The sequence below is a fragment of the Paraburkholderia largidicola genome (assembly GCF_013426895.1).
Taxonomy (GTDB): domain Bacteria; phylum Pseudomonadota; class Gammaproteobacteria; order Burkholderiales; family Burkholderiaceae; genus Paraburkholderia; species Paraburkholderia largidicola.
In genome coordinates, this window is record NZ_AP023174.1 from 1553693 (window position 1) to 1577318 (window position 23626).

27 protein-coding genes are annotated in these 23626 nt (G+C 64.2%); 16 read left to right on the forward strand and 11 right to left on the reverse strand.

Annotated elements, in window-relative coordinates; genetic code table 11:
- The first annotated feature begins 152 nt into the window (after positions 1-152).
- Positions 153-773, forward strand: a complete 621-nt coding sequence (locus PPGU16_RS06925) for a TetR/AcrR family transcriptional regulator (protein WP_180722255.1) — start codon at positions 153-155, stop codon at positions 771-773.
- Positions 774-785: 12 nt separating this feature from the next.
- Here PPGU16_RS06925 and PPGU16_RS06930 read toward each other — a convergent pair whose 3' ends face one another.
- The 8 genes from PPGU16_RS06930 to PPGU16_RS06965 all read right to left on the reverse strand — a co-directional run bounded on the left by PPGU16_RS06930 (position 786) and on the right by PPGU16_RS06965 (position 8441).
- Positions 786-1157, reverse strand: coding sequence for a cupin domain-containing protein (locus PPGU16_RS06930; RefSeq protein ID WP_180722256.1), 372 nt, complete (start codon positions 1155-1157; stop codon positions 786-788).
- A gap of 90 nt (positions 1158-1247) precedes the next feature.
- Complete coding sequence (locus PPGU16_RS06935; protein WP_243460574.1) at positions 1248-2087, reverse strand: AraC family transcriptional regulator; 840 nt, start codon at positions 2085-2087, stop codon at positions 1248-1250.
- A 34-nt stretch (positions 2088-2121) separates the two neighbouring features.
- A complete protein-coding gene (locus PPGU16_RS06940) occupies positions 2122-2352 on the reverse strand; it encodes a DUF2795 domain-containing protein (RefSeq protein ID WP_180722258.1) in 231 nt (76 codons plus the stop codon).
- A gap of 82 nt (positions 2353-2434) precedes the next feature.
- Positions 2435-2686: a hypothetical protein gene (locus tag PPGU16_RS06945; RefSeq protein ID WP_007588325.1), complete on the reverse strand. Its 252-nt coding sequence runs from the start codon at positions 2684-2686 to the stop codon at positions 2435-2437.
- 354 nt (positions 2687-3040) lie between these two features.
- Entirely contained in the window at positions 3041-4378 is a 1338-nt protein-coding gene (locus tag PPGU16_RS06950) for a C45 family autoproteolytic acyltransferase/hydrolase (protein ID WP_180722259.1), read from the reverse strand.
- Between the two features lie 154 nt (positions 4379-4532).
- Positions 4533-6263, reverse strand: a complete 1731-nt coding sequence (locus PPGU16_RS06955) for a ClcB-like voltage-gated chloride channel protein (protein ID WP_180722260.1) — start codon at positions 6261-6263, stop codon at positions 4533-4535.
- A 158-nt stretch (positions 6264-6421) separates the two neighbouring features.
- Positions 6422-7159, reverse strand: coding sequence for a glutathione S-transferase (locus PPGU16_RS06960; RefSeq protein WP_079499738.1), 738 nt, complete (start codon positions 7157-7159; stop codon positions 6422-6424).
- 202 nt (positions 7160-7361) lie between these two features.
- Complete coding sequence (locus PPGU16_RS06965) at positions 7362-8441, reverse strand: YeiH family protein (RefSeq protein WP_180722261.1); 1080 nt, start codon at positions 8439-8441, stop codon at positions 7362-7364.
- Between the two features lie 120 nt (positions 8442-8561).
- On the opposite strand from PPGU16_RS06965, the gene PPGU16_RS06970 reads away from it, so the two are divergent.
- The 8 genes from PPGU16_RS06970 (at position 8562) to PPGU16_RS07005 (ending at position 16128) form a co-directional block, all read left to right on the forward strand.
- Entirely contained in the window at positions 8562-9476 is a 915-nt protein-coding gene (locus PPGU16_RS06970) for a LysR family transcriptional regulator (protein WP_180722262.1), read from the forward strand.
- Between the two features lie 131 nt (positions 9477-9607).
- The gene (locus tag PPGU16_RS06975; RefSeq protein WP_180722263.1) at positions 9608-10372 is read left to right on the forward strand and encodes a sugar phosphate isomerase/epimerase family protein; all 765 of its coding nucleotides are present in this window, start codon (positions 9608-9610) and stop codon (positions 10370-10372) included.
- A 37-nt stretch (positions 10373-10409) separates the two neighbouring features.
- Entirely contained in the window at positions 10410-11372 is a 963-nt protein-coding gene (locus tag PPGU16_RS06980; protein ID WP_180722264.1) for a sugar kinase, read from the forward strand.
- Between the two features lie 122 nt (positions 11373-11494).
- Positions 11495-12775: an MFS transporter gene (locus tag PPGU16_RS06985; protein ID WP_180722265.1), complete on the forward strand. Its 1281-nt coding sequence runs from the start codon at positions 11495-11497 to the stop codon at positions 12773-12775.
- A 4-nt stretch (positions 12776-12779) separates the two neighbouring features.
- Entirely contained in the window at positions 12780-13748 is a 969-nt protein-coding gene (locus PPGU16_RS06990) for a 2-hydroxyacid dehydrogenase (RefSeq protein ID WP_180722266.1), read from the forward strand.
- On the forward strand, positions 13745-14803 hold the full coding sequence (locus PPGU16_RS06995) for a LacI family DNA-binding transcriptional regulator (RefSeq protein ID WP_180722267.1): 1059 nt from the start codon (positions 13745-13747) through the stop codon (positions 14801-14803). Before PPGU16_RS06990 ends, PPGU16_RS06995 begins: the two co-directional genes overlap by 4 nt.
- 90 nt (positions 14804-14893) lie before the next feature.
- Positions 14894-15709, forward strand: a complete 816-nt coding sequence (locus tag PPGU16_RS07000) for a YhfC family intramembrane metalloprotease (protein ID WP_180722268.1) — start codon at positions 14894-14896, stop codon at positions 15707-15709.
- 53 nt (positions 15710-15762) lie between these two features.
- A complete protein-coding gene (locus tag PPGU16_RS07005) occupies positions 15763-16128 on the forward strand; it encodes a DUF3022 domain-containing protein (protein WP_180722269.1) in 366 nt (121 codons plus the stop codon).
- A gap of 16 nt (positions 16129-16144) precedes the next feature.
- Here PPGU16_RS07005 and PPGU16_RS07010 read toward each other — a convergent pair whose 3' ends face one another.
- Positions 16145-16582 carry a PGDYG domain-containing protein gene (locus PPGU16_RS07010; protein WP_180722270.1) on the reverse strand — a complete coding sequence of 146 codons (438 nt, stop codon included), beginning with the start codon at positions 16580-16582 and terminating at the stop codon, positions 16145-16147.
- Positions 16583-16765: 183 nt separating this feature from the next.
- The gene (locus PPGU16_RS07015; RefSeq protein WP_180722271.1) at positions 16766-17278 is read right to left on the reverse strand and encodes a Spy/CpxP family protein refolding chaperone; all 513 of its coding nucleotides are present in this window, start codon (positions 17276-17278) and stop codon (positions 16766-16768) included.
- Between the two features lie 153 nt (positions 17279-17431).
- On the opposite strand from PPGU16_RS07015, the gene PPGU16_RS07020 reads away from it, so the two are divergent.
- The 3 genes from PPGU16_RS07020 (at position 17432) to PPGU16_RS07030 (ending at position 20218) form a co-directional block, all read left to right on the forward strand.
- Complete coding sequence (locus tag PPGU16_RS07020) at positions 17432-18316, forward strand: LysR substrate-binding domain-containing protein (protein WP_180722272.1); 885 nt, start codon at positions 17432-17434, stop codon at positions 18314-18316.
- A 132-nt stretch (positions 18317-18448) separates the two neighbouring features.
- Positions 18449-18913 carry an Lrp/AsnC family transcriptional regulator gene (locus PPGU16_RS07025; RefSeq protein ID WP_180722273.1) on the forward strand — a complete coding sequence of 155 codons (465 nt, stop codon included), beginning with the start codon at positions 18449-18451 and terminating at the stop codon, positions 18911-18913.
- Between the two features lie 207 nt (positions 18914-19120).
- A complete protein-coding gene (locus PPGU16_RS07030; protein WP_180722274.1) occupies positions 19121-20218 on the forward strand; it encodes a saccharopine dehydrogenase family protein in 1098 nt (365 codons plus the stop codon).
- Between the two features lie 163 nt (positions 20219-20381).
- Here PPGU16_RS07030 and PPGU16_RS07035 read toward each other — a convergent pair whose 3' ends face one another.
- The gene (locus PPGU16_RS07035; protein WP_180722275.1) at positions 20382-21002 is read right to left on the reverse strand and encodes a P-loop nucleotide/nucleoside kinase family protein; all 621 of its coding nucleotides are present in this window, start codon (positions 21000-21002) and stop codon (positions 20382-20384) included.
- A gap of 169 nt (positions 21003-21171) precedes the next feature.
- Between PPGU16_RS07035 and PPGU16_RS07040 the strand changes: the two genes are divergently transcribed.
- The 4 genes from PPGU16_RS07040 (at position 21172) to corA (ending at position 23584) form a co-directional block, all read left to right on the forward strand.
- Complete coding sequence (locus tag PPGU16_RS07040; RefSeq protein WP_180722276.1) at positions 21172-21417, forward strand: FitA-like ribbon-helix-helix domain-containing protein; 246 nt, start codon at positions 21172-21174, stop codon at positions 21415-21417.
- Complete coding sequence (locus PPGU16_RS07045; protein ID WP_180722277.1) at positions 21404-21832, forward strand: type II toxin-antitoxin system VapC family toxin; 429 nt, start codon at positions 21404-21406, stop codon at positions 21830-21832. The genes PPGU16_RS07040 and PPGU16_RS07045 overlap by 14 nt, the downstream gene beginning before the upstream one ends.
- 97 nt (positions 21833-21929) lie before the next feature.
- Positions 21930-22403 (forward strand): hypothetical protein, encoded by a 474-nt coding sequence (locus PPGU16_RS07050; RefSeq protein ID WP_180722278.1) that lies wholly within the window; start codon positions 21930-21932, stop codon positions 22401-22403.
- 203 nt (positions 22404-22606) lie between these two features.
- Positions 22607-23584 carry a magnesium/cobalt transporter CorA gene (gene corA / locus PPGU16_RS07055; RefSeq protein WP_180722279.1) on the forward strand — a complete coding sequence of 326 codons (978 nt, stop codon included), beginning with the start codon at positions 22607-22609 and terminating at the stop codon, positions 23582-23584.
- Positions 23585-23626 lie beyond the last annotated feature (42 nt).

Sequence of the window (23626 nt, forward strand, 5' to 3'; positions counted from 1 at the left end):
CTACCGACGGCGTGCAGCGAAGCGGGCCGCGAGTGATTCATAACGCATCGCGACGCGGCTCGTTGCTTCAGATGGTGATTTGCATTCTAATACACACCTGTATCTGAATGCAAAACTGAATCTTGTCGGGGAACGATGCTAGACTGTTAAATATGAAACGCAAACGACTCACACGCGAACAGAGCAAAGACCAGACGCGCCTGCGTCTGCTCGACGCTGCGCAGGCCATTTTCATGAAGAAGGGGTTCGTCGCGGCGAGCGTCGAAGACATCGCGGAGGCGGCGGGTTACACGCGCGGCGCGTTCTATTCGAACTTCCGCAGCAAGCCCGAACTGTTCCTGGAGTTGTTGCGGCGCGATCACGAGTCGATGCAGGCGGATCTGCAGAACATCTTCGAAGAGAATGCGACGCGCGAAGATATGGAAGCGAGCGTGCTGCGCTACTACAGCCGCATGCCGAGCGAGAACAAGTGCTTCCTGCTATGGGTGGAGGCGAAGCTGCTCGCCGCGCGCGATGTGCGATTCCGCGTGCGCTTCAATGCGTTCATGCATGAGAAGCTCGAGCAGCTGACGGCGTACATCACGGAGTTTTCGGTGCGCGTCGGCACGCCGCTGCCGCTGCCGGCCGAGACACTGGCGCTCGGCCTGATGGGTCTGTGCGACGGCATGCAGTTTTTCTTTACCGTCGATCCCCAACGGTTTTCAGGCGAGCGCGCAGAAGAAGTGCTCGGCAATTTCTTTGCGCGCGTCGTGTTCGGCAGGACGATGGAGTAGGGAGCGGCCTGCTCAGATCCAGACGTCGTTGGCGGCCGTGCGCTCGCTGGTTTCGCTGCCCGTGTTCTTCACGCCGCGTGGCTCGATCAACAGCAGTTTCACTTCTTTCTCTGCGTAGGGCTTGTGCTCCTTGCCCTTCGGCACGACGAACATGTCTCCCGCTGAAAGCTTCACCGCGCCGTCGCGAAAGTCGATGCGCAGTTCGCCGTCGAGCACGATGAACGTCTCGTCCGTATCGGCATGATCGTGCCAGATGAAATCGCCTTCTATCTTGACGAGCTTGAACTGGTAGTCGTTCATCTCGGCGACCACGCGCGCTTGCCACTGGTCGTTGATCAGGTTCAGCTTGCTGGCGAAATTGATGGGGAGATAGGGGGTGGACATCGCGTTTCCTTGTGTTGAAAGTCGATGCCACGGAGTGTAGTGACGCGACCGGGCGTCCGTCTTGAACGTTCGTGCAAGCGCGCCGTGTCCTCAGCGGGTCTGCGCCTTGAGCATCCGCAACCAGCGCGACGGCGTCACGCCGTACGCGGACACGAAGTGCCGCGTCATGTGGCTCTGATCCGCGAAGCCCGCAGCCGCGGCGGCGTCGACGAGCGCCATGCCGCCCAGCATCGATTGGCGCGCGGCGTCGAGGCGCCGCATCGTCAGATAGCGATGCGGGCTGGTGCCGAAGAACGCGCGGAAATCGCGCGACAGGCTCCAGCGGTCGCGGCCGCTTGCGGCGGCCAGTTCGTCGAGCGTCACGGGGCGTTCGAGCGCGCCATGCAGGTAATCGCGCGCCAGTTGCGCCGCGCGGAAATCGGCGGAAGCGCGCAGTGGCCGCGCGCCCGATACGGCGTCCAGCGCATGCGCAAGGTCGAACAGCGCGTCGTCCTGTTCGAGCGGGTCCATCGCGCGGTCGATGCCTTGCAGCAGCGCTTGCGTCGCGGCCGCGAGACGTGGATCGTCGGACAACCCGCCTTCGATGAACGGTAGCGGCTTGCCGCCCAGCGCCGCCTGGAACAGCGCGGGCTCGACGTAGATCATCCGGTAGCGAAAGCCTTCGTCGGTGCCGGCCTGGCCGTCGTGCGCTTCGTCGGGATGCAGCACCATCGTGCCGCCGGGCAGGCTGTTGCGCACGCTGCGCCGGTAATGAAAGCTCTGCACGCCCGCGAGCGTGCAACCGATCGCGTAAGTATCGTGCCGGTGCAGTGCGTAGCCGTTGTGCTGAAAAAATGCCTCGATGCGCTCGACGCCATCCTGCGCAGGTGCGCGGTGGATCCAGTCGTGGTTGCGCGGCGCGCTGTCCAAAGGCGTTTGCGTTGCCGTCATGGCGGTCGAACCAGGGTCCCGCATAGCTTCGCCGTCAGACGCCGAGGCCCGGTCCGAAATTGCTGCCGATCAGCTTCGTCACCGCATTGATATCCGCGTAGTCCTGCTCGGGCAGGCCGTCGAGCATCGACAGCACTTCGTTGCTTGCGCCGGCTTCGCGCGCGGCATCGACGAGCGCGTCCTTGTTCAGCGGGTAGGTGACGCCGCTCAGAATATCTGCGATCTGCAGATCAATCGATTCACCCGGAATAGCCGATCCCGTCATGCTCGCGCTCCATTGTTCTGAAAGTGGCCGGTGCGAGCGGGACGATCCGCCAGGCGAATCGAGGTCGACGTATCTCGCGCCGTCATGTCTGCAGATGTTCGTCCTGTGCCACGAAGCCCCGGTCCAGATGTCGAGACTTCGGCAGGGCGATGTGCTCCCATCGCTCGGGCCGGATATCGGTCTGGGCCGCGACGTCCGGCGCGGCGGGCGCGACGGGGGCAGCGTTGGCGCGGGCGGCAGCCGTGTCGATCGTGCCGTCCGTCGCCGTATGCACCGGCGCGGCAAAACACGAAGCGGACAACGTCACCATGATCAACAGCGTCGAGGTTTTCATCGCTCGACCTCCTTATGCCTGGCAGCGCAGGAACTGCATGCAAGCGGTATGCCATTGCGAGGAAGATCGACAGGCGCCCGCCCCACGCGGTCGCCGTCTGCGAGCACCGCGCGTCCCCCACATATTACGCCAGTTATTTTTACAAGCGCTGGTGAGGCACCGGGAAGCGCGGAAATCGGCTTCCGTTGATGGAGGTTTGAGGCGGTTTCGTGTCGCACGGGTGTGCCAGAGCCAGCGCCGAGGCGGGTCCGTGCGATGCGAAGCGCATCCTGTATGTAGAAAGCGGGTGGCGTTAACCCGGCTGGAACCGGCTTGCATCAAGGCGTGCGCCGGCGTCCCGCCGCGGGCCGACTGTCAGCGCAGCACGTCGAAGCGCGTCCACGGCCACGAAGGCCGGTCGCGCATATAGCCGTTCAGCCAGTTCCACTGCGGATGGCGCTTCATGAACGCCTGCGCATCGAACGGCCGCCCGCACGGATGGCCCCAGCGCGCGAAGAACGCCATGTCGCGCGCCATGTCGCTGTCGACCACCTTGCCGTCGTTCGCGCCCCACGGATTGAACGGGCCATGATCGGAACTGCCGAAGCGCTGGTCGTCCAGTTCCAGGTGCCCGCAGATCGTCCGCGAGCACGGGTTGTCGGGGCGATCGAGATAGACGTCGTGATGGTCGGCGATCATCTGCTTCGCCAGTTCGACGTCGATCTTGCCGCGATGCGTCTCTTCCAGTTGCATGAAACGCAGACGACGCGCGCCGTTCCTGCGCACGTCGGTGTAGTCCTCGCCTTCGCCCGTGCATTCCTGATTGCGGATTTTCAGATCGGTGGCCGTGTTGTAGCCGCTGTAAAAGCCGTCCTTCGTGCTTTCGAAGCCGGAATAATGCAGGCCGAGTTCATAGCGCGCGATTTCGCCCGTTTTCGCATCGCCGAGCAGCCAGCTGTTCGCGTAGCCGCCGTTGTTCGCGAGCGCGAACATTTCGCACCATTCGCCGATGCTGTTCGCGTACTGCGTCGCGTGCCGCGAGCGGTAGAATTCCGGCGCGCCCGACGCGTTGTAGCCCGCGAAATTCGAAATCGTGGTTTCCGTCACCATCAGGCCCGCCGACGTCACCCAGAAATCCGTCAGGCTCGAAATGCAGCCGGGCAGCCCCTGCATCAGAATGCGGTTGCCCGCTGCGGGCACGATGTCGAACACGACGTTGAACGCGTCGCCCGCGGCGTAGCGGTCCCACGAGTTGTGTGCCATCACGATGCGGCCGTCCCGCGTCGCGCTGCCCGTCGCGATGAACGCGCTACAGTGATGTCCACGCCGGCCGCGCCACGGCTTCAGGCCGAGTTGCGGCTTCTGCTGCGCGGCGTGCTGCGGCCACCAGCTTTGTAGGAGGTCCATATAACCGTTCCACGCGAGCACTTCGGCGAACGTGAGTTTGGCGCCGTCGGCGATGCCCTGGATCTCGTCGGCGGATTCGCTGTCGATGCGCGGCGCGAACTGTTCGACGGCGGCATTGACGAACGTGTCGAATTCCTCGCCCGTGTCCCATTTCGCGAGATAGCGGGCGGTGTGGATTGCGTTCTTGATTTCGGCGGCAAGCAATGTGCCGTGCTGTTCGCCGCGCTCGTACGGCTCGCCTTCGATATGCACGAAGATCCAGCCGGCATGGTCGCGGCGCACGGCATCGATGGACGGTTTGCTCATCTTCGCTCCCGCTCGCAGAGCGGGCATCTCCGCCGGCGTTGCTCAGCGCCGTACATCGCGGGATGCGGCTTGCGGCTCGTTCATGGTCAATCCATTGTAGGGAACCTGACGCGCTTTGCCATGCGTCTGACGCGTGCCGCAAAAGGGATGAACGCTAGCGAGGGTTCATCCGGAAATACGCATCGAGCAGCGAGGTCTTGTAGACCACGCCCGCGAGCGTCGGCCGCGCTGCGCTTTCGACGACGGGCAACCGCTCACCCTGGAACGCCATGAAGTGCTGGAGCGCGACGCCAATCGGCATGTCGGGCGTGAGCACGTCGAAATGCGGCTGCAGATAATCGGCCGCCGTTTTCCCCGACGTGTCGCGGTTGTCGAGCAGATCGGAGGTGATGTCCTTCAGCGCGACCACGCCGAGAAAGCAGCCGCTGTCGTCCGTCACATAGAGATACTTGACGGGGTATTCGAGGAACACGCGCGTCATGTCCTGCACGGTCGCGTCCGGTTGCACGACGGTTTGCGGCGGGCGGATCAGCTCGCGCATCTGCGTCGCGCGCAGCCGCATGCGCTCCTGTTCCTCGCGATTGCGGTGCAGCGTGACCTCGTACATCGACGTCTTGCCGATCGCGCGCGCCGCGAAGTACGCGACCACGCACGACACCATCAGCGGCAGCACGACCTGATAGCTCAAGGTCATTTCGAAGATCATCAGGATCGCCATCAGCGGCGCCTGGGTCGCACCTGCGAGAAACGCGCCCATGCCAACCATCGCGTAGGCGAACGGCGCGGACGTCCCGTGCGGCCACAGCGCGTTCATACCGAGCCCGAACAGCGAGCCGAGCACTGCACCAAAGAAGAGCGTCGGCGTGAAAATGCCGCCGACCGCGCCCGAGCCGACCGTTGCCGCCGTCGCAATCAGCTTGAACACGAGCACGACGACGAGCGCCGACCATGTCCACGGCGAATGCAGGATCGAGTTGACGACGCTATAGCCGTTGCCCCACACCTCGGGCGTCCACACGGACAGAATGCCGACGATCAGCCCACCGAGCGCGAGCCGCACGGGGAGGGGAAGAGGCAGGCGCCGGAAGCCGGCCTTGGTGGTGTCCATCAGGCGCAGGAACTGCGGCGCGGCCGCGCCGCACAGCAGGCCGAGCGCGACGAACAGCAGCACTTCGAGTCCCGCGACAGGCGGGAACACGGGCATCTCGTAAGGCGGCTTGTATCCGGCGAACTCGCGCATCAGGATGTTCGAGACCACCGACGCCACCACGACGGGCCCGAAACTTTCCATCGCGATCGAGCCGAGCACGAGTTCGGTGACGAAGAACGCGCCCGCGATGGGCGCGCTGTACGCGGACGTGATGCCCGCCGCCGCCCCGCATGCGACCAGCAGCTTCAGGCGCGGCGGATCGAAATGCACGACGCGTCCGATCAGTGACGCACACAGCGCGGCCAGCTGCACCATCGGGCCTTCGCGGCCGATCGAGCCGCCGCTCGAAATCGTGAACAGCGACGACGCGCTGCGCCACAAGCTCAGGCGCACGGGCACGACGCCATCGCCGATCACGACGGCTTCCATGTAATCCGTATGCTGTTTCTTGTCGGCGCCGCGCTGCGCGATGACCAGCAGCACGCCGGCAGCCAGCCCGCCCAGCGCGGGCAACGCAATGCGCATCCCAATGGGCAGACGCCGCGCCATTTCGACGAGACTGCCGTCCTGTCCGGTGAAAGCGCGCTGCATCAGCGAGATGCCTTCGCGAAAGGCGATTGTCGCGAAGGCGCCCACGATGCCGACGATCACCGACCACACCAGCATCGTGTGCGCATCGGACAGGCGGAAAAGATGGGCGGCGCGGGTGCGCAGTCTCAGCAGGAATGAAAGCACGGAAGGAGCGGGCGTTTAGGGTTGGTATGGGTGCGCAAGCCTTTGCATGGTATCGGCATTGCGCGACGACAGGTTGAAGAGGGGCGCGCTACCAGGCGTTCTCTGGCGTTAACCGGCATGCGCGCCGCAATGTGGGCGAAGGACGATGTCAGTTCATCTCAGCGCACGTCCTTGTCGAGTTCGGGGTAATGCCGGAACACGCAGGTTTCGTTGTACGGCAGACGCCGTTCCGAATCGAGATAGGCGGCGATGTTCGGCCGCTTGAGCACCGCGTCGTGCAGTCTGGCAAGGCGCGGATGTCGCTCGCCGAAATGCTTCATCGCGCGTGGAAAGGCGTAATGCAGGCCGTCGATCAGCTGGAACATCGACAGATCGACATACGTCAGCGTGTCGCCGACCATGTGTTTGTCGCCAGCTGGGTTCTGCTTCAGCACGCGCTCGAAGTAGCCCATGAACTTCGGAATCCGGTTGTCGATGAAATCCGTCGAGCGGATTTTCGCGGCCTCTTTCTGTTCCTCGTAGTACATGCCCGACGCGAGCGGGTGATGCGTATCGTGCGCTTCCGTGACCATGTCGGCGATGGTCAGTTGCAGGCCGTTCGCGACGTAGCGCAGGCTCTCGACCTTGGGCGCGAGATTGAGCTTCGGCCCGAGGTAGAACAGGATGTTCGCCGTCTGCGAAATGATCAGGTCGCCGTCCTGCAAAAAGGGCGGCGCGTACGGCAGGTACGCTTCCGACCGGCTGTCCATCACGTCGATCATCGCGCCCGTGCCGAGCCCGTCCTGTTCGTCGCCGCGCGCCACTTCCACGTAGTCCGCGCGGGCTTCCTCCAGCGCCAGCCGCACGAATTCGCCACGGCCCTGCAAGCCATCCCAGTAATAGAGCTGATAAGTCATCGGTCGGTCCTCATTCGGTTGTCGGCGGCGCGGGAGCGCGCCACGTTTGCACACGGAAGGGAGCTAGAAGTATGCCGCGCGACGCTTGCAGTTGGCGTGCCTGTCATAGTGCAAAAGAGCGCGCCGGCGCAATCTCGCCGGGACAGCCCGGAAAGCACAAAAGCCCCGCACGAGGCGGGGCTTGTTCGGGAGAGGTGCCGGCTTAACCGAGCAGATGCTGGACGAGCCACGTGATGCCGAGACCACCTGCGAAGAGCCACACGTACAGGATCAGGCCCGTGGTCAGCGCGCGGGGACCGGCGTCGCGGATCTGCGAGAGGCGCGTTTCGATGCCGAGCGCCGTCATGGCCATGGTCAGCGCGAAGGTGTCGAGCATGTTGACCGTGCTGGTCGCGGCTTCGGGCAGGATATGCAGCGAGTTCACGGCGACACAGGCGAGGAAGCCGAGTGCGAACCAGGGCACGGCGAGCTTGCGCGGCGCTTGGGTGCCATCTTTCGAAGCGGCGCCACGCGCCGAGCGGTTCACCCACATGCCGACGATCAGCAGCACGGGCACCAGCAGCATCACGCGCGTCATCTTGACGATGGTGGCGATATGCGTCGCTTCCGGGCTCACGTTGCTGGCTGCGCCGACCACCTGCGCAACTTCGTGAATCGTGCCGCCGAAGAACAGGCCCACGCCCGTCGTGTCCAGATGGAGGATGCCGGCGCGCAGCAGCGCGGGGTAGAGGAACATCGACAGCGTGCCGAACAGCACCACGCTGCCGACGGCCATCGCGCTCTTGTGCGGCTTCGATTGCAAGGTGGATTCGAACGCGAGCACGGCGGCGGCACCACAGATTGCGCTGCCTGCTGCCGTGAGCAACGCGCTGTCGCGGTCGAGCTTCATCAGCTTCATGCCAGCCCAGGTGCCGATCACGAGCGTGCTGACCACGATCAGCAGCGATTCGGCGAGACCCGGCAGGCCGACCTGCGCGATTTCCTGAATGCTCACGCGCAGCCCGAAGAATGCGACGGCGATGCGCAGCAGCTTACGGGCCGAGAAATTGACGCCGGCGGCCCAGCTTTCGGGCATGCCGTCCTTGAGCGCGTTGCCGTAGATCATCCCGCCGACGATGCCGACGATCAGCGGGCTGATGCCCAGATTGGCAATCGACGGAATCGCGGCGATGCGGGTCACGGCGGCGGCGAACAGGGCGACGAACAGAATGCCGTTGATCTGACCGCGCGTCGATGACGCGGTCGAAACGGCATGGGTGTGAGCGGTGTTAGCGGTGGACATGGCTTCAACCTCTTCGGTAAAGGTTGGTTGACTCGATGGCCTTATCCTAATTTAGATATATCGATATGAGAAATCGTGATTTGGGATGAAACATATCGGCTAATCTGATACTTTACGGCCATGACACCGGATCAGCTTATAACGTTCGCCGCCGTCGCCGAGCATCGCAATATCAGCCGTGCGGCGCTCGCATTGCATCTGTCGCAGCCCGCGGTCTCCGGCCAGTTGCGGCAATTGCAGGATGAGTTCGGCGAGCCGCTCTACTTGCGCGAAGGCCGCGGCGTGCGGCTCACGCCCGCAGGCGAGCAACTGGCCAGCTACGCCACGCGGTTGCGCGACACGTTCCGCCAGGCGTACGCGTATCGCGACGCGCTGCGCGGCATGGAGCAGGGCACGCTGCGCATCGGCGCCAGCACGACGCCCGCCAGCTACCTGCTGCCGTATCTGATCGCCGCGTTCCAGCGCCGCCATCCCGACGTCACCGTGCATACGGACGACGGCAACACGGCGGATATCGTCGGCGCTTTGGCGTCGTTCGATATCGCGCTGGTCGAAGGGCAGGTCGGCGGCGATTTGCCGCCCGATACCGCCGTGCATCCCTGGCACGAGGACGAGATCGTCGCGATCATGCCGCGTTCGCATCCGCTTGCCGCCGCCGGGCTGCAGGCCGTCACGCTCGCCGGTCTGAGCGAACACGCGCTCGTACTGCGGGAGGAAGGCTCCGGGGTGCGGCAACTGATCGAGCGCGCGTTCGCGCGGGCGGGCGTGCCGATGCGCGTCGCGCTGGCGATCGCAGGCGTCGAGGGCGTCAAGGAGGCCGTGCGCGCGGGGATGGGCGTCGGTTTCGTGTCGGCCATGTCGATGCGCCACGAGAACGAGGCGCTGTGCCGTCTGCCGCTCGGCCCGGAGCCGCTCACACGGCGCTTTTCGGTCCTCGTGCCGCATGCAAGCGCGCCGTCGCGCCTCGTCGGACGCTTCCTCGAACTGTGCCTGACCGGCGATGCGCGGCCTGCGACGGGCGCGTCCGGCCGTTAGGGGATAACCACTATGGCGTGAGGCGCCGTGGCGCGGCAGTATTCGCAGCAAGCGCCAAGGCGCTTTTTTGATACTCTTCTTTGGAACCGATTCCAAAGATCGTTTTCGAGCAATACAGCAAGGTGGACGGCATGCCGGAAGTAGTTATCGTCGCGAGTGCGTTTGGGGCCGATGCGATCCGCAAGGACGGTCATCACGCGTGGCTGAAAACGGCGGCGCAAGCCGGCGCGGCCGGATTCGAAGTGCGCCGCGAGCTGTTCGCACTGGAAGCGGAGGCGTCGGCGGAAGCGCTGTCGGCGCTCGGCAAGTCGATCGCGGCGAAAGGCCTGTGGTCGGTCTACTCGACCCCCGCCGAGCTTTACACGCACGATGGCGCGCTCGACGAAGCCGCGCTGCGCGAAGCGCTGATCGAAGCGACGGCGCTCGGCGCACGCTTCGTCAAGCTGCAACTGGGCGGTTTCGCGGGACGCGCGCACGGCGACGCAATCGCCACGTGCACGAAGGGCGTCGCGGCGCGGCTCGTGGTCGAGAACGGGCAACTGGAGCGCGGCGGCTCGCTCGCGCAGTTCGACGGGCTGTTCAATGCGCTCGCGAAAGAAGGCCACCACAAGCGCATCGGCATGACCTTCGATATCGGCAACTGGCAATGGCCGGGCGTCGATCCCGTCGAGGCCGCGCACAAGCTCGCGGACCACGTCGAGTACATCCACTGCAAGGCGGTCGCGGGCGCCGGCGCGCGTCGTTTCGCCGTCGCGCCCGCCGCCGGCGATCCCGTTTTCGCGGCCGTGCTGGCGCTCCTGCCGCGCAACGTGCCGCGCGGCATCGAATTTCCGTTCGACGCGGCGCGCATCGCCGAGGACGCGTCGCATCACGTCGCACAGCTCGCGTCCATGTAAGACGGCGCAAACGCGCAGCGAATCATCAGGAGAAGTCATGCATCCGACACTCGATGTCATTACCTACGGCGAAGCGATGGCAATGTTCGTCGCCGCCGAAACGGGCGCGCTCGCAGGCGTCGGCCAGTTCACGAAGCGCATCGCGGGCGCCGATCTCAATGTGGCGATCGGCCTGTCGCGCCTCGGTTTCAAGGTGGGCTACATGAGCCGCGTCGGCGACGATTCGTTCGGCCAGTACGTGCGCGACACGCTGACCAGGGAAGGCATCGACGGGAGTTGCGTGACGACCGACGCGCGCTATCCGACCGGCTTCCAGCTGAAGTCGAAGAACGACGACGGCAGCGATCCCGCCGTCGAATATTTCCGCAAGGGTTCGGCAGCGAGCCATCTGTCGCTCGAAGACTACGTGCCTGGCTATGTGCTGCCCGCGCGTCACCTTCATCTGACGGGCGTGGCGCCTGCCATCTCCGCGACGTCGCGCGAGCTGGCGTTCCATCTGGCGCGCGAAATGCGGCAGGCAGGCAAGACGATTTCGTTCGACCCGAATCTGCGCCCGACGCTGTGGCCGTCGCGTGAAGCGATGGCGGCTGCATTGAACGAACTCGCGACGTTCGCCGACTGGGTGCTGCCCGGCATCGGCGAAGGCGAGATTCTGACGGGCTACACGAAAGCAGAAGACATTGCGCAGTTTTACCTGGACCGCGGCGCGAAGGGCGTCGTCGTCAAGCTCGGCGCGCAAGGCGCGTATTACCGCACGGCGACCGATTCGGGCGTCGTCGCGGCGCAGCGCGTCGAGAAAGTCGTCGATACCGTCGGCGCGGGCGATGGCTTCGCCGTCGGCGTAGTGAGCGCATTGCTCGAAGGCCGCACGCTGCCGCAGGCGGTGGCGCGCGGCAATCGCATCGGCGCGCTCGCGATCCAGGTGATCGGCGATTCGGAAGGCCTGCCGACGCGCACCGAACTCGACGCGCTCGAACACGCCGACCCGCTTGCCGCATAACGCTTCACGATTCAGCAGCACGACACGACAACAAGATGCCCGGCCGCGTGAACGCTCTGACGAGCAAAGCGCGGCTCAACAGCACGCCACCCGACCGCCTCAGCCAGTCACAGGAGACATTCATGTCCTCATCACTTGCGATTCGACGTTGGTGGACGATCATGCCGATCGTTTTCATCACCTACAGCCTCGCTTATCTCGACCGCGCGAACTACGGCTTTGCCGCTGCCGCGGGCATCAATCAGGATCTGGGGATCAGCAAGGGGCTGTCGTCGCTGATCGGGGCGCTGTTCTTTCTCGGTTACTTCTTCTTCCAGATTCCCGGCGCGATCTACGCGGAACGCAAGAGCGTCAAGAAGCTCGTGTTCTGGAGCCTGGTGTTGTGGGGCGGCTGCGCGGCGCTGACGGGCGTGGTCAGCAACATTCCGTCGCTGATGGTGATCCGCTTCGTGCTCGGCGTCGTCGAGGCGGCCGTGATGCCCGCGATGCTGATCTTCATCAGCAACTGGTTCACCAGGCGCGAACGCTCGCGCGCCAACACGTTCCTGATTCTCGGCAACCCGGTGACGGTGCTGTGGATGTCGGTCGTGTCGGGCTACCTGGTGCATTCGTTCGGCTGGCGCCATATGTTCATCGCGGAAGGCGTTCCGGCGATCGTCTGGGCCGTCTGCTGGTGGTTTATCGTGAAGGACAAGCCCGAGCAGGTGACATGGCTGTCGGACGCGGACAAGAAGCAACTCGCCGACACGCTGCGCGCCGAGCAGGCCGCGATCAAGCCGATGCGCAACTACGGCGAAGCGTTCCGCTCGCCCGCCGTCATCAAGCTGTGCGCGCAGTACTTCTGCTGGAGCATCGGCGTGTACGGCTTCGTGCTGTGGCTGCCGTCCATTCTGAAGAACAGTTCGTCGCTCGGCATGGTCGAAACGGGCTGGCTGTCGGCGCTGCCGTATCTGGCTGCGACGATCGCGATGCTCGCGGCGTCGTGGGCGTCGGATAAACTGAATAACCGGCGGGCATTCGTGTGGCCGTTTTTGCTGATCGGCGCGGCGGCCTTCGCGGGTTCCTATGCGCTCGGCTCGACGCACTTCTGGATGTCGTATGCGCTGCTGGTGATTGCGGGCGCCGCGATGTACGCGCCGTACGGCCCGTTCTTCGCGATCGTGCCGGAGCTGCTGCCGAAGAACGTCGCGGGCGGCGCGATGGCGCTGATCAACAGCATGGGCGCGCTCGGCTCGTTCGTCGGTTCGTATGTGGTCGGTTATCTGAACGGCGCGACGGGCTCGCCCTCGGCGTCGTATGTGTTCATGAGCGTCGCGCTGATCGCCGCCGTGGTGTTGACGCTTGCCGTCAAGCCGCAGCCGATGCAGACTCCGGCTCTCGCCACCCCGTTGCAAGGAAAATGATTCGATGAAGCGAAAGATCGTCGCGTACAAGCCGCTGCCGGATGATGTGCTCGCGTATCTCCAGCAACATGCCGACGTCGTGCAGGCGGACGCCGCGCAGCACGACGCGTTCGTCGCCGCGCTGAAGGACGCCGACGGCGCGATCGGCGCGAGCGTGAAGATCACGCCCGCGATGCTCGATGGCGCGGCGAAGCTCAAGGCGCTGTCGACGATCTCGGTCGGCTACGACAACTTCGACGTCGCCGACCTGACGAAGCGCGGCATCGTGCTCGCGCACACGCCGGACGTGCTGACGGAATCGACGGCGGATACGGTGTTCTCGCTGATCCTCGCGAGCGCGCGGCGCGTCGTCGAACTGGCCGACTGGGTGAAGGCGGGCGAGTGGAAGGCGAGCATCGGCCCTGCACTGTTCGGCGTCGACGTGCAGGGCAAGACGCTCGGCATCGTCGGTCTGGGGCGGATCGGTGGCGCGGTGGCGCGTCGTGCGGCACTCGGCTTCGACATGAAGGTGCAGTACACGAACCGCAGCGCGAACGCGGAAGCCGAACAGCGCTACGGCGCGCGCCGCGTCGAACTGGACGAACTACTAGCGACCTCCGACTTCGTGTGCCTGCAAGTGCCGCTGACGCCGGAAACGCGTCACCTGATCGGCGCGAACGAACTGCGCAAGATGAAGAAGAGCGCGATTCTGATCAACGCGTCGCGCGGCCAGACGGTCGACGAGAACGCGCTGACCGAAGCCCTGCAGGCGGGCACGATTCATGGCGCGGGCCTCGACGTGTTCGACCAGGAACCCGTCGATCCCCACTCGCCGCTGCTGAAAATGAAGAACGTGGTCGCGCTGCCGCACATCGGCTCGGCGACGCACGAGACGCGCCACGCGATGGCGCGCTGCGCAGCGGAAAACCTGGTCGGCGCGCTCGATGGCACGTTGGAGATCAACATCGTCAACCGCGAAGTCCTGTCGCAATGAACACGCCGCCGTCAGGCGCACCGCGCCGTGCCACGATCAGCGACGTCGCCCGCGAGGCGGGCACGGGCAAGACGAGCATCTCGCGCTATCTGAACGGCGAACTAAGCGTGCTGTCGCCGCAACTGCGCGCGCGCATCGAAGCCGCGATCGAACGGCTCGACTATCAGCCGAACCAGATGGCGCGCGGCCTCAAGCGTGGGCGCAATCGCCTGATCGGCATGCTCGTCGCGGACCTGACGAACCCCTATTCCGTCGAAGTGCTGCAAGGTGTCGAGGCCGCGTGTCACGCGCTTGGCTATATGCCGCTGATCTGCCACGCGGCGAACGAAGTCGACATGGAGCGGCGCTTTCTGCAATTGCTGACCACGTATCGCGTGGAAGGCGTGATCGTCAATGCGCTCGGCGTCAGCGAAGAGACGCTGCGGCCTGTCGGCGAGGGCGGGATTCCGGCCGTGCTGGTCGACAGGTCCGTCGAGGGGCTCGTGACCGATATGGTCGGCCTCGATAACCAGGGCGCTACGACGCTCGCGACGCGGCATCTCGTCGAACGCGGGTTCGACAAGCTGTGGTTCGTCGTGCAGCCGTTCGAGCACATCAGTTCGCGGCGTCAGCGCGAAGCGGCGTTTCACCAGGCACTCGAACAATATCCGCAGGTAAGCGGTCGCACTGTCGTGCTGGAACTGGGCGACGCCGACGAACTCGCTCAGACCTTGAGCGCGCTCGATGCCGAACTGGATGCAGCGATCGCCCCGCATGAACAGGATGCAGGGGCGCGCGTCGCGCTGTTTGCAGCGAATGGGCTGGTCGCGCTGGCGCTCGCGCGGCATTTGAACCAGCGGCATGGTGCGGACTGGCAGAAGCGCGTCGCGCTGCTGTCGATCGACGATCCCGAATGGGCCGAGCTTGCCGGCATCACGACGATTCGCCAGCCGACCTACGATATCGGCTATCGGGCCGTCGAGTTTCTGCATCAGCGCATCGATGGCGAGCAGACCAGCGCGCGCGACTGCGTGCTGCCGGGCGAACTGATCGAGCGCGCATCGACGGCGCGCTGATCCGCGTCAATCCGCCGGGTTTCGGGCATCGCGCTTACAATGCGCGGCGAGTTCCGTTCTTTGCGCGTGCGACGCGCCGTCCCCAAGCCCATGTCCGACTTGCCCGTTTCTCCCATCACGCTTGCCGTGCTCGCCGTCGCGACGATCTTCGTCGCGCTGCTTCCCGTCTATCTGTATCGCCGCTGGCGCACGCCGTTCGGCATGAACCGGCGCGACGCGATCGCGGGGATCGCCGTATTCGCGCTGTCCGCGATGGTGATCGAGCGCGCGCTCAACGATTATCTGCTGCGCGGAAACGCGGCGACGAGCGAGTGGCTGTCCGACCCGCTCGCGTTCGTCGTCTACGGCGCGCTGGTTGCGGGTATCTGCGAGGAAGTGGGGCGCTTCATTGCGATGCGCTGGCTCGCACGGCGCCAAACAGGCGGCGCGACGCACGACACGGCGCACGACGGCACCGCGCTTGCCTACGGTCTCGGTCACGGTGGCGCGGAGGCCTGGCTCATCGGCGTGATCGTGCAGGCGCAATGGATCGCGTTCGGCGTGCTCGAAAATCGCGGGCAACTCGACACCTATCTCAGCAACATGCCGGCGGGACCGCTGATGCGCATCCATTTGTTGCTGGCGAGCCTTTCGCCGGCGATGGCGGGTGTGTTCGTGCTCGAACGCGTGGCGGCGCTGGTATTCCAGCTCGGGCTGTCGGTGCTGATGTGGCGCGGCGTGCGCGCCGGCTGGCGTGCCATACTGCCCGTCGCGATCGTCGCGCACGCGTTGATCGATGTGCCGGCTGCGATGTCGCAGGCGGGGTTGCTGTCGCTCGTGACCGTCGATGCCATCTATGCCGTCGCGGCGATCGCAGTGGCTGCTGCGCTGATCCGATTGCACCGGCGCGCGTCGCGCGCAGCCTGATCGTCAACGCGGATCAACAGATCAACAGAGTAAAAGGCCAGAGGCCAATCGACATGGAAGCCTATCAGTACGAATGCGCGAACGCGGAGATTGAAGAGCTCGCGCGCGTCATCAGCGATCTCTTTCCCGAGCAGACGCAGTTCATCGAGCGTGCCGACGAGAACGGCGTGCCGCAGATCGTCGTGCATTGGGTCGCGATGCGTTTCGGCTCGACGGCGAAGCGCATGGAGTTGACGGTTGCCATCGCACCTGCCGCGCTCGCGCGTTATCGCGCGATGCCGCCGCGCGTGCGGGGCCGCAGCTTCGCCATCCTGCGCGCCTACGTGGAAGCGACGCTGGGGTCGCTCGAAGAAGAGTACGCGGAAGGCAAGACCATTCCGCGCGAAGTGACCGTCGAACTCGGTGACGAGTTCGCGTGAGCCGGAAGCGTTGCGCTCAGTCGGCGAGCCGGTAGACCTTGGCGAAGCGCGCGGCCTGCACGACGCCATAGTCGCCGGGTGCGTACTGCATGATCCAGTCGCCGGCCGTGCCCTTGAGGACATCGCCGCCTTGCTCCGAGCGCGCGAGCGAGAACGCTTCGTCCATCCGCTTCGCGAGCACCACGGCGGGACGGTTGCGGTACGCGCCGGCTTCGCCATGTACGAGAGCGGCGTCGGCAGGCAGGTACTTCGCGTCGAAGCGTTCGCGCGACACGACCCAGCGGTCGCCCGTCGAGCCCGTGATCAGCGCGTCGCCGCGCGTGTAGCGGTTCGGCCCTTCGAGGCTCATCAGTTCGCCGTCATCCGCGGCAAATTGCACGGCGACGGTTTCGTCCTTGACGACGCGCTGGGCGGCGGGGTCCGTGAGCAGGTCGATGTTCTTCAGTTCGATCATGAGGCGAGATAACGCTGAAATTGACAGGGGCGCGTAACGGAGCCCACCAATAAGCGGGCATCGATGCGACATGCAAACAGCATCGCATACGCGGCGCAGGCGCGCATGATGCCAGATTCTCGCGGCGCCTAATAAAAAACGCCTGCCGGTGAGGGCAGGCGCTGTGATTCTTCGTGATGTAGCTTACGGCTTGACGGTCGCATCCGAAGCCGGCGCGGCCGGCTTGCGCGAGCGGTTGTGATGCGGGCGGCCTTCGGGCGGCTGACGGCGGAAGGTCGTGTCGGCCAGCTTCTTCTGCTCCGGCGAGAAGCTGTTGTACAGCGGCTCGAACGCGTCGACGAGCTTTTTCGTGCCGTCGGCATGTGCCTGCGTGATCTCGGCGTACTGCTTCATATCGTCGAGCGCGGAGACGTTCGGATTCGCATGGCGTGCCTCGAACAGCTTGCCCATCGTTTCGCCGTTGTTACGCATGACGTCGGCGAACGCGTTCCACTGCGACTCTTGCGCCGAGGTGATCTTCAGTTGCGTGTGCAGATACTTGATCCGGTCTTCGACGCGCTGCTCGTGGCTAGCCTTGCCCGAAGGCTGCGAAGCGGCCGACATGGCCGGCGCGGAGGCGCCTGCGGGCGCAGCCGTCTGCGCGAATGCGGCACTCATGGTCAACGCGGAAGCGAGAATAGCGAGAGTTTTTTTCATTGAGACTCCTGTTGTCTGTTCGTATGAGACTAATTGCTGCAGGACGCGCCGTCTTCGACATGCATCATGCTGTGCGCTATTAGTATCACGATATCGCTTCATTGCGTCTCTATTGCGACAACTGCTTACAACCGAAACGATCGGAAATAGCCGGTGGATAAATTCGTCAGCATGGAAGTTTTCGTTGCCGTCGTCGAAGCGGGCAGCCTCACGGCAGCCGCGGAGCGTTTCGATCTGTCTTCGGCGATGGTCGGCAAGCATATCCGCTCGCTCGAATCGCAACTCTCGACGCGTCTTCTGACGCGCACGACGCGCCGTCAAAGCCTTACCGAAATCGGCCGCCAGTATTACGAGCAGTGCCGGCGCATTCTCGCCGACGTAAAGGCGGCGGAGTCGCTCGCGGAAGCGATGACGTCGGCGCCGCGCGGCACGTTGAAGGTGACGGTACCGCTGACGTACGGCGTCGAAGTGTTCTCGCCCGCGATGACCGATTACCTGAACCTGTATCCCGAGGTCAGTCTCGAACTCGATCTGTCGAACCGTGTGTTCGATCTGGTCGAAGAGGGCTTCGATGCCGCTGTGCGGATTGGCCGCCTGCCCGATTCGAGTCTCGTCGCAAGGCCGTTGAAACCTTACCGGATGCGCGCGTGCGCGTCGCCCGCCTATCTGCAGCGCATGGGCACGCCGAAGACGCCGGCCGACCTCGTGCATCACGAATGCCTCGGTTTTCTGCATTGGGGACGCGAAGGATTGTGGCGTCTGGACGGCGATGCCGAGAGCGACTATCAGTTGCGCCCCGGACGCTTTCGCGCGAACAACGGCCAGGCGCTCAAGATGGCGGCGCTGCGCGGCTTCGGTCTGGTGCTGCAGCCCGAAGCATTGCTGACGCGCGAGATCGAACAGGGCGAACTCGTGTCCGTACTCGAAGACTATCTGCCCGACGGCGCGCCCGTGCATCTGATCTATCCGCGCGACCGGCAACCGACGCCGAAGCTGACCACTTTCATCGACTTCGTGATCGAGCGCTTCGGCGCCTGATGCACTCACTGCGCTGCTCGTACGATATGTGCAGCCCGCATGTATTCGCGCGGGCGTGCGCAAGGCGCATAATCCGCGTCATCGGCTCGCCGTACTCGGCGAGCGTCCGCTCTCAACCTTGACCTTGAATCGATGAGACCACCGCGCCTCGATCAACTCGACGAACTCGACCGCAACCTCGTCGCGCTGCTGCAAGCCAATGCGCGCGAAAGCGTCGCGAATCTCGCGCGGCAACTGGGCGTTGCGCGCACCACGGTGATCGCGCGGATCGCGCGGCTCGAAAAGACCAACGTGATCGCCGGCTATAGCGTGCGGCTCGGGCAGGATGTGCTCGACGCGAGCATGCATGCGTATGTCGGCATCATCATCGCGCCGAAGTTCGGGGCGGACGTGCTGAAGAAACTGAACCGCATGCCCGAGGTGCAGCTGCTGTGCGCCGTGAGCGGCGAGTTCGATTACGTCGCGTGGCTGCGCGCCGATTCGCCCGAGCGGCTGAACGATCTGCTCGATCAGATCGGCGGGCTGGCGGGTGTCGAACGCACGACGACGTCGATCATCCTGTCGCGCAAGATCGACCGCGGCATGAGCAGTCCGTGAGCATGCCTGCGTCTGTCTGGCGGCGCGCGTTTACGCGGTTTTGACAGGTTTTCGACGAATCGACGAAATGCTTCGTCATTTCGTCGAAAATCATGGTCATTGCGCAGCACTTTGCGCCTATAAACCGACTCACCTTCTCCATAAACTCTTGGGTAGAGGTTCGCTGCGGCGCGCCGACATCAACCAGAGAAAACAAAGGAGAAGCGCATGAAAGTTGCCATCGTTGGCGCGGGTCTGATCGGTCACACCATCGCGCACATGCTGCGTGAGACGGGCGACTACGAAGTGCTCGCGCTGGACCGCGATCAGCACGCGCTCGACAAACTGGCCGCGCAAGGCATCCCGACGCGCCGCGTCGATTCCGCCGACGCCGCCGCGCTGCGCGCCGAAATCCAGGGCTTCGACGCGCTCGTCAATGCACTGCCGTATTACCTCGCGGTGAGCGTCGCGTCGGCGGCGAAGGGCGCGGGCGTGCATTACTTCGATCTGACGGAAGACGTGCGCGCAACACACGCCATCCGCGCGATCGCCGACGGCGCCGACCACGCGTTCATGCCGCAATGCGGTCTCGCGCCGGGTTTCATCGGCATTGCCGCGCATGAGCTGGCGAACCGTTTCACCGAAATCCGCGACGTGAAGATGCGCGTCGGCGCGCTGCCCGAGTTTCCGACCAATGCGCTGAAGTACAACCTGACGTGGAGCGTCGACGGCCTCATCAACGAATACTGCCAGCCCTGCGAAGCGATCCGCGACAGCCGCACGCAATGGGTGCAGCCGCTCGAAGGCCTGGAGCATTTCTCGCTCGACGGCACCGAGTATGAGGCGTTCAACACGTCGGGCGGCCTGGGCACGCTATGCGAGACGCTGTCGGGCCGCGTCGAAACGCTCGATTACAAGTCGGTGCGCTATCCGGGTCACCGTGACCTGATGCAGTTCCTGCTCGAAGACCTGCGCCTGTCCACCGACCGCGACACGCTGAAGACGATCATGCGTCGCTCGGTGCCGTCGACGGCTCAGGACGTCGTGCTCGTGTTCATTACCGTGACGGGTGTGCGCGACGGGCAGCTGGTACAGGAAGTGTTCACGCGCAAGATCTTCGCGAAGACGGTCTGCGGCGTGCCGATGAGCGCGATCCAGATCACCACGGCGGGCGCGATGTGCGCGGTGCTGGACCTGTTCCGCGAAAAGAAGCTGCCGCAAAGCGGCTTCGTGCGTCAGGAGCAGGTAGCCCTGCGCGATTTCCTCGCGAACCGCTTTGGCCAGTTGTACGAAGGCCGTGCGCTGGATGCAATGGCGACCGTCTGACTTCAGGCGAAACAGCCGCCTGACCGAGGGCCGGTTTGACCGATCGAGGCTTCAGAGAGAGCCGTTCATCATGCGATAACGAAGCGGGCGTCCGACCTTGGTGGTCGGACGCCCGCTTTGTCGTTTACCCCGTTGCACTTGCTGGAGGCGTGGACGGGTTGGGTTACACAGGCATCGGCGGCAGTGTCATTCCTGATGGTTGTGGTGCCTGCACGATCCGCGCGAGCAGTGCGTCGTAATCGGCAGGTGTGGGCGCCGTGTTGTCGAACACCAGAAGGCCGTCGCACGCGTCACCCGACGGCACGAAGCGGCGCTGCCGGTATTCGTCCCAATGCGCGAGCTTGTAGGCGTCGTTCGGATTGCCGCGCGCGGCGATCCGCTCGCGCGCTGTTTCTTCGTCTGTCGACACCCACACGACGCTGATGTTGACCTCTGTCGGCACGCCGAGCCAAGCGTGATCGAACAGCTTGCGCTCGCGCACCTCGCGCGACAGCGGGGCGACGGCGATCACGCCGATGCCGAGCCGGAGGTTCTCGGCGGCCGTGTCGAACAGTCCACGGTACTCCGGGTCGCGAAAGTGCTGCAGGAAGAGCGGGCTGTCGCGATCGTTCGGATCGCCCGTCAGTGCGCCGATCGCAGCCGCGCTATAGACGCCATAGAGCGTGTCCTTGTCGAGCAGGCAACAGGCCTGGCCGGTTGCCCTCATCAATGGGCTGATCAGGCGTTTGGCGAGCGTCGTCTTGCCGGTGCCCGCATGGCCACAGATAAAAACCAGATGCGTCACGTCGATGAATCCCGATGGTGAAAGTGAGGGGCGGTCGCGCCGTCCGCGAGCCGCCGCAAGCGATGTTGAAGGGGATGGCGGCATGCCGCAACCCCTATGCCATCCGGCCAGATTGACTGTGCAAATCCGTTTGATATCATTGCTATCACACGTGTGGCGGGGAATGGAAATGGCAAATCTTTTGGTCCGAGGTCTGGACGATGCGCTGGTGCAGAACCTGCGTGAACAGGCCGCGGCTCACGGGCGCAGCGTCGAAGCAGAGCATCGGGAAATCCTGGCGCAGGCGCTTTTTCAGCCCAAAAAGCTCAGCTTCGCGGAGTGGCTGATGAGCATGCCCGACGTCGGCGATGACGCCGATTTCGAGCGCCGCAACGACGCAACTGACGATAGCGGGGGACCGGGTGTATTTGATTGACACCAATGTAATCAGCGAAATGCGCAAGAGCAGCCGCGCCAACCCCGGCGTGCAGGCTTTCTTTGAAACGGCGAGGGAAGGCGGGCATCGCCTGTATCTTTCGGTCGTGACCGTTGGCGAGTTGCGCCGTGGCGTCGACCTGATCCGGCATCGGGGCGACAAATTCCAGGCGTTGCGCCTCGAAGGCTGGCTCGACACGATCATCGACTCCTTCAGCAGCCACATTCTGAACGTCGGCACGGACGTCGCGCAGACATGGGGCCATCTGCGCGTGCCGGATCCCGCGCATTCGCTGGACAAACTGATCGCGGCGACGGCCCTGATCTACAACCTGACCGTCGTGACGCGCAACGTGGCAGACTTCGATGGCACGGGCGCGCAGGTGCTGAACCCGTTCCGGGCCCTGGACGCATGACGTTCGGCGTGGCACCGCGCAGCGGGCGCATGACGGCACAATGACTCGACCCATCGACCAGGCAGCGAAGGCAAACCATGCAACGGGGAGACGAACGATGACACGCCCGCAAAGCCGCGCGTCGGGGGTAGCGAGCAAGGTCAGGGCGGCGGCCCCAGGCGCTGTCGTCGCTGCCGTCGTCGCCGTGCTTCTGTCCAGTTGCGCAGCAACACCCGCCGACAAGGTGCCGTTCAAGGACGTCCCCGCCGAGCGCATCGTCAAGCAGGGCTACACGCAGCCAGGCGCCGACAAGGTCGCCGTCGATCTGCGTCGCGAGCGGAGCGATAACGTGATCGTGCGGTTTCGCGACGCGCTCGTGTATGTCGACGGTGAGCGGGTCGCGGACATCATGAACGGCGAGCACATCGTTTTCTGGCTTACGCCCGGCACGCATCGCATCGGGGTGTCGACGCAGTTCGACCCCGTCGTCGAGATCAACTTCATCGTTACGCCCGACAGCCGCTACTCGAATCGCGCCAGCGTCTCGTTCAACGACGACCACCGCATCATGCTGCGGCGCGTCGCCAACTGATCGACAGTCAGGGATCGAGCCAGGTGCGGCGCAGCGTTGACAATTCGACACAGCGTAGCGGTTCAACTCCACGTAACATCGCAGCTTGACACCGCGCGCCGCGCGGCTTTGCATTGGGATGAGACCGACGGAGACATCGGCTCGCCCATCGCGACTAACACTTTGTAATCCGCAAAGCCGATTCGTATTCAAGGTATTCAATCATGCTGATCAACTGCGCCGCGTACCAGGACGGCCGCAAACTGGCCGACATCGAAATCGACGACATCAGCGTCTATGTCGCCAAACCCGAATGCTTCGTCTGGGTCGCGCTGAAAGATCCCGGCCCCGGCGAACTCGAAGTGATGAAACACGAGTTCGGACTGCACGAACTGGCCGTCGAGGACGTACGCCATGGTCACCAGCGTCCGAAGATCGAGGAGTACGGCGACTCGCTGTTCGCCGTCATGCACACCATCGAAACCGACGACGACGGCGAATTCGTGATCGGCGAAGTCGATGTGTTCGTCGGCTCGAACTATGTGCTGTCGGTGCGGCGCGGCACACGTCACGGGTTTCAGGAGGTCCGCGCCCGTTGCGAGCGCGAGCCGCAGTTGTTGAAGGAAGGCTCGGCGTTCGTGCTGTATGCGCTTGCGGACAACGTCGTCGACCGGTACTTCCCGATTCTCGAAGCGATCGGCACCGAGATCGAGGAAATCGAAGACCGCATCTTCGACAAGCACGACCTGGCCTCGTCCCGCGCGATCATCGAAGACCTGTACTCGTTGAAGCGCCGTCTCGTGATGCTCCAGCATCACATCGCGCCGTTGCTCGAAGGCATCAGCAAGCTGACGGGCGGGCGCATTCCCGCCATCTGCGTCGGCATGCAGGCGTATTTCCGCGACGTGTACGACCATCTGGACCGCAGCGTACGGACCATCGAAGGCCGCCGTGAAATGATCGTCACGGCCATCCAGGTCAACCTCGGCATGATCTCGCTGGCGGAGAACGAGGTGACCAAGCGGCTCGGCTCGTTCGCCGCGCTGTTCGCCGTGCCGACCATGATTGCCGGCATCTACGGGATGAATTTCCAGGAGATCCCAGAACTGCACTTCAAGTACGGTTATCCCATCTGCCTGCTCGTGATGCTGCTGATCGACTTCGGGTTGTACCGCGGCTTCAAGAAGGCGAACTGGCTTTGACGCACGTGGGTCGCCTTGACGAGTACGTCACCGACGAATTGC

Bases quoted from the DNA above. Each gene is read 5' to 3' on its own strand.
- PPGU16_RS06970 (WP_180722262.1), top strand. From the start codon at position 8,562: ATGACACCGGATCAGCTTATAACGTTCGCCGCCGTCGCCGAGCATCGC.
- PPGU16_RS06980 (WP_180722264.1), top strand. From the start codon at position 10,410: ATGCATCCGACACTCGATGTCATTACCTACGGCGAAGCGATGGCAATG.
- PPGU16_RS06945 (WP_007588325.1), bottom strand. From the start codon at position 2,686: ATGAAAACCTCGACGCTGTTGATCATGGTGACGTTGTCCGCTTCGTGT.
- PPGU16_RS06925 (WP_180722255.1), top strand. From the start codon at position 153: ATGAAACGCAAACGACTCACACGCGAACAGAGCAAAGACCAGACGCGC.
- corA (WP_180722279.1), top strand. From the start codon at position 22,607: ATGCTGATCAACTGCGCCGCGTACCAGGACGGCCGCAAACTGGCCGAC.
- PPGU16_RS07030 (WP_180722274.1), top strand. From the start codon at position 19,121: ATGAAAGTTGCCATCGTTGGCGCGGGTCTGATCGGTCACACCATCGCG.
- PPGU16_RS06940 (WP_180722258.1), bottom strand. From the start codon at position 2,352: ATGACGGGATCGGCTATTCCGGGTGAATCGATTGATCTGCAGATCGCA.
- PPGU16_RS06995 (WP_180722267.1), top strand. From the start codon at position 13,745: ATGAACACGCCGCCGTCAGGCGCACCGCGCCGTGCCACGATCAGCGAC.
- PPGU16_RS07050 (WP_180722278.1), top strand. From the start codon at position 21,930: ATGACACGCCCGCAAAGCCGCGCGTCGGGGGTAGCGAGCAAGGTCAGG.
- PPGU16_RS07000 (WP_180722268.1), top strand. From the start codon at position 14,894: ATGTCCGACTTGCCCGTTTCTCCCATCACGCTTGCCGTGCTCGCCGTC.
- PPGU16_RS06950 (WP_180722259.1), bottom strand. From the start codon at position 4,378: ATGAGCAAACCGTCCATCGATGCCGTGCGCCGCGACCATGCCGGCTGG.
- PPGU16_RS06960 (WP_079499738.1), bottom strand. From the start codon at position 7,159: ATGACTTATCAGCTCTATTACTGGGATGGCTTGCAGGGCCGTGGCGAA.
- PPGU16_RS06935 (WP_243460574.1), bottom strand. From the start codon at position 2,087: ATGACGGCAACGCAAACGCCTTTGGACAGCGCGCCGCGCAACCACGAC.
- PPGU16_RS07015 (WP_180722271.1), bottom strand. From the start codon at position 17,278: ATGAAAAAAACTCTCGCTATTCTCGCTTCCGCGTTGACCATGAGTGCC.
- PPGU16_RS07025 (WP_180722273.1), top strand. From the start codon at position 18,449: ATGAGACCACCGCGCCTCGATCAACTCGACGAACTCGACCGCAACCTC.
- PPGU16_RS07040 (WP_180722276.1), top strand. From the start codon at position 21,172: ATGGCAAATCTTTTGGTCCGAGGTCTGGACGATGCGCTGGTGCAGAAC.
- PPGU16_RS06965 (WP_180722261.1), bottom strand. From the start codon at position 8,441: ATGTCCACCGCTAACACCGCTCACACCCATGCCGTTTCGACCGCGTCA.
- PPGU16_RS06985 (WP_180722265.1), top strand. From the start codon at position 11,495: ATGTCCTCATCACTTGCGATTCGACGTTGGTGGACGATCATGCCGATC.
- PPGU16_RS06990 (WP_180722266.1), top strand. From the start codon at position 12,780: ATGAAGCGAAAGATCGTCGCGTACAAGCCGCTGCCGGATGATGTGCTC.
- PPGU16_RS07010 (WP_180722270.1), bottom strand. From the start codon at position 16,582: ATGATCGAACTGAAGAACATCGACCTGCTCACGGACCCCGCCGCCCAG.
- PPGU16_RS06975 (WP_180722263.1), top strand. From the start codon at position 9,608: ATGCCGGAAGTAGTTATCGTCGCGAGTGCGTTTGGGGCCGATGCGATC.
- PPGU16_RS06930 (WP_180722256.1), bottom strand. From the start codon at position 1,157: ATGTCCACCCCCTATCTCCCCATCAATTTCGCCAGCAAGCTGAACCTG.
- PPGU16_RS07005 (WP_180722269.1), top strand. From the start codon at position 15,763: ATGGAAGCCTATCAGTACGAATGCGCGAACGCGGAGATTGAAGAGCTC.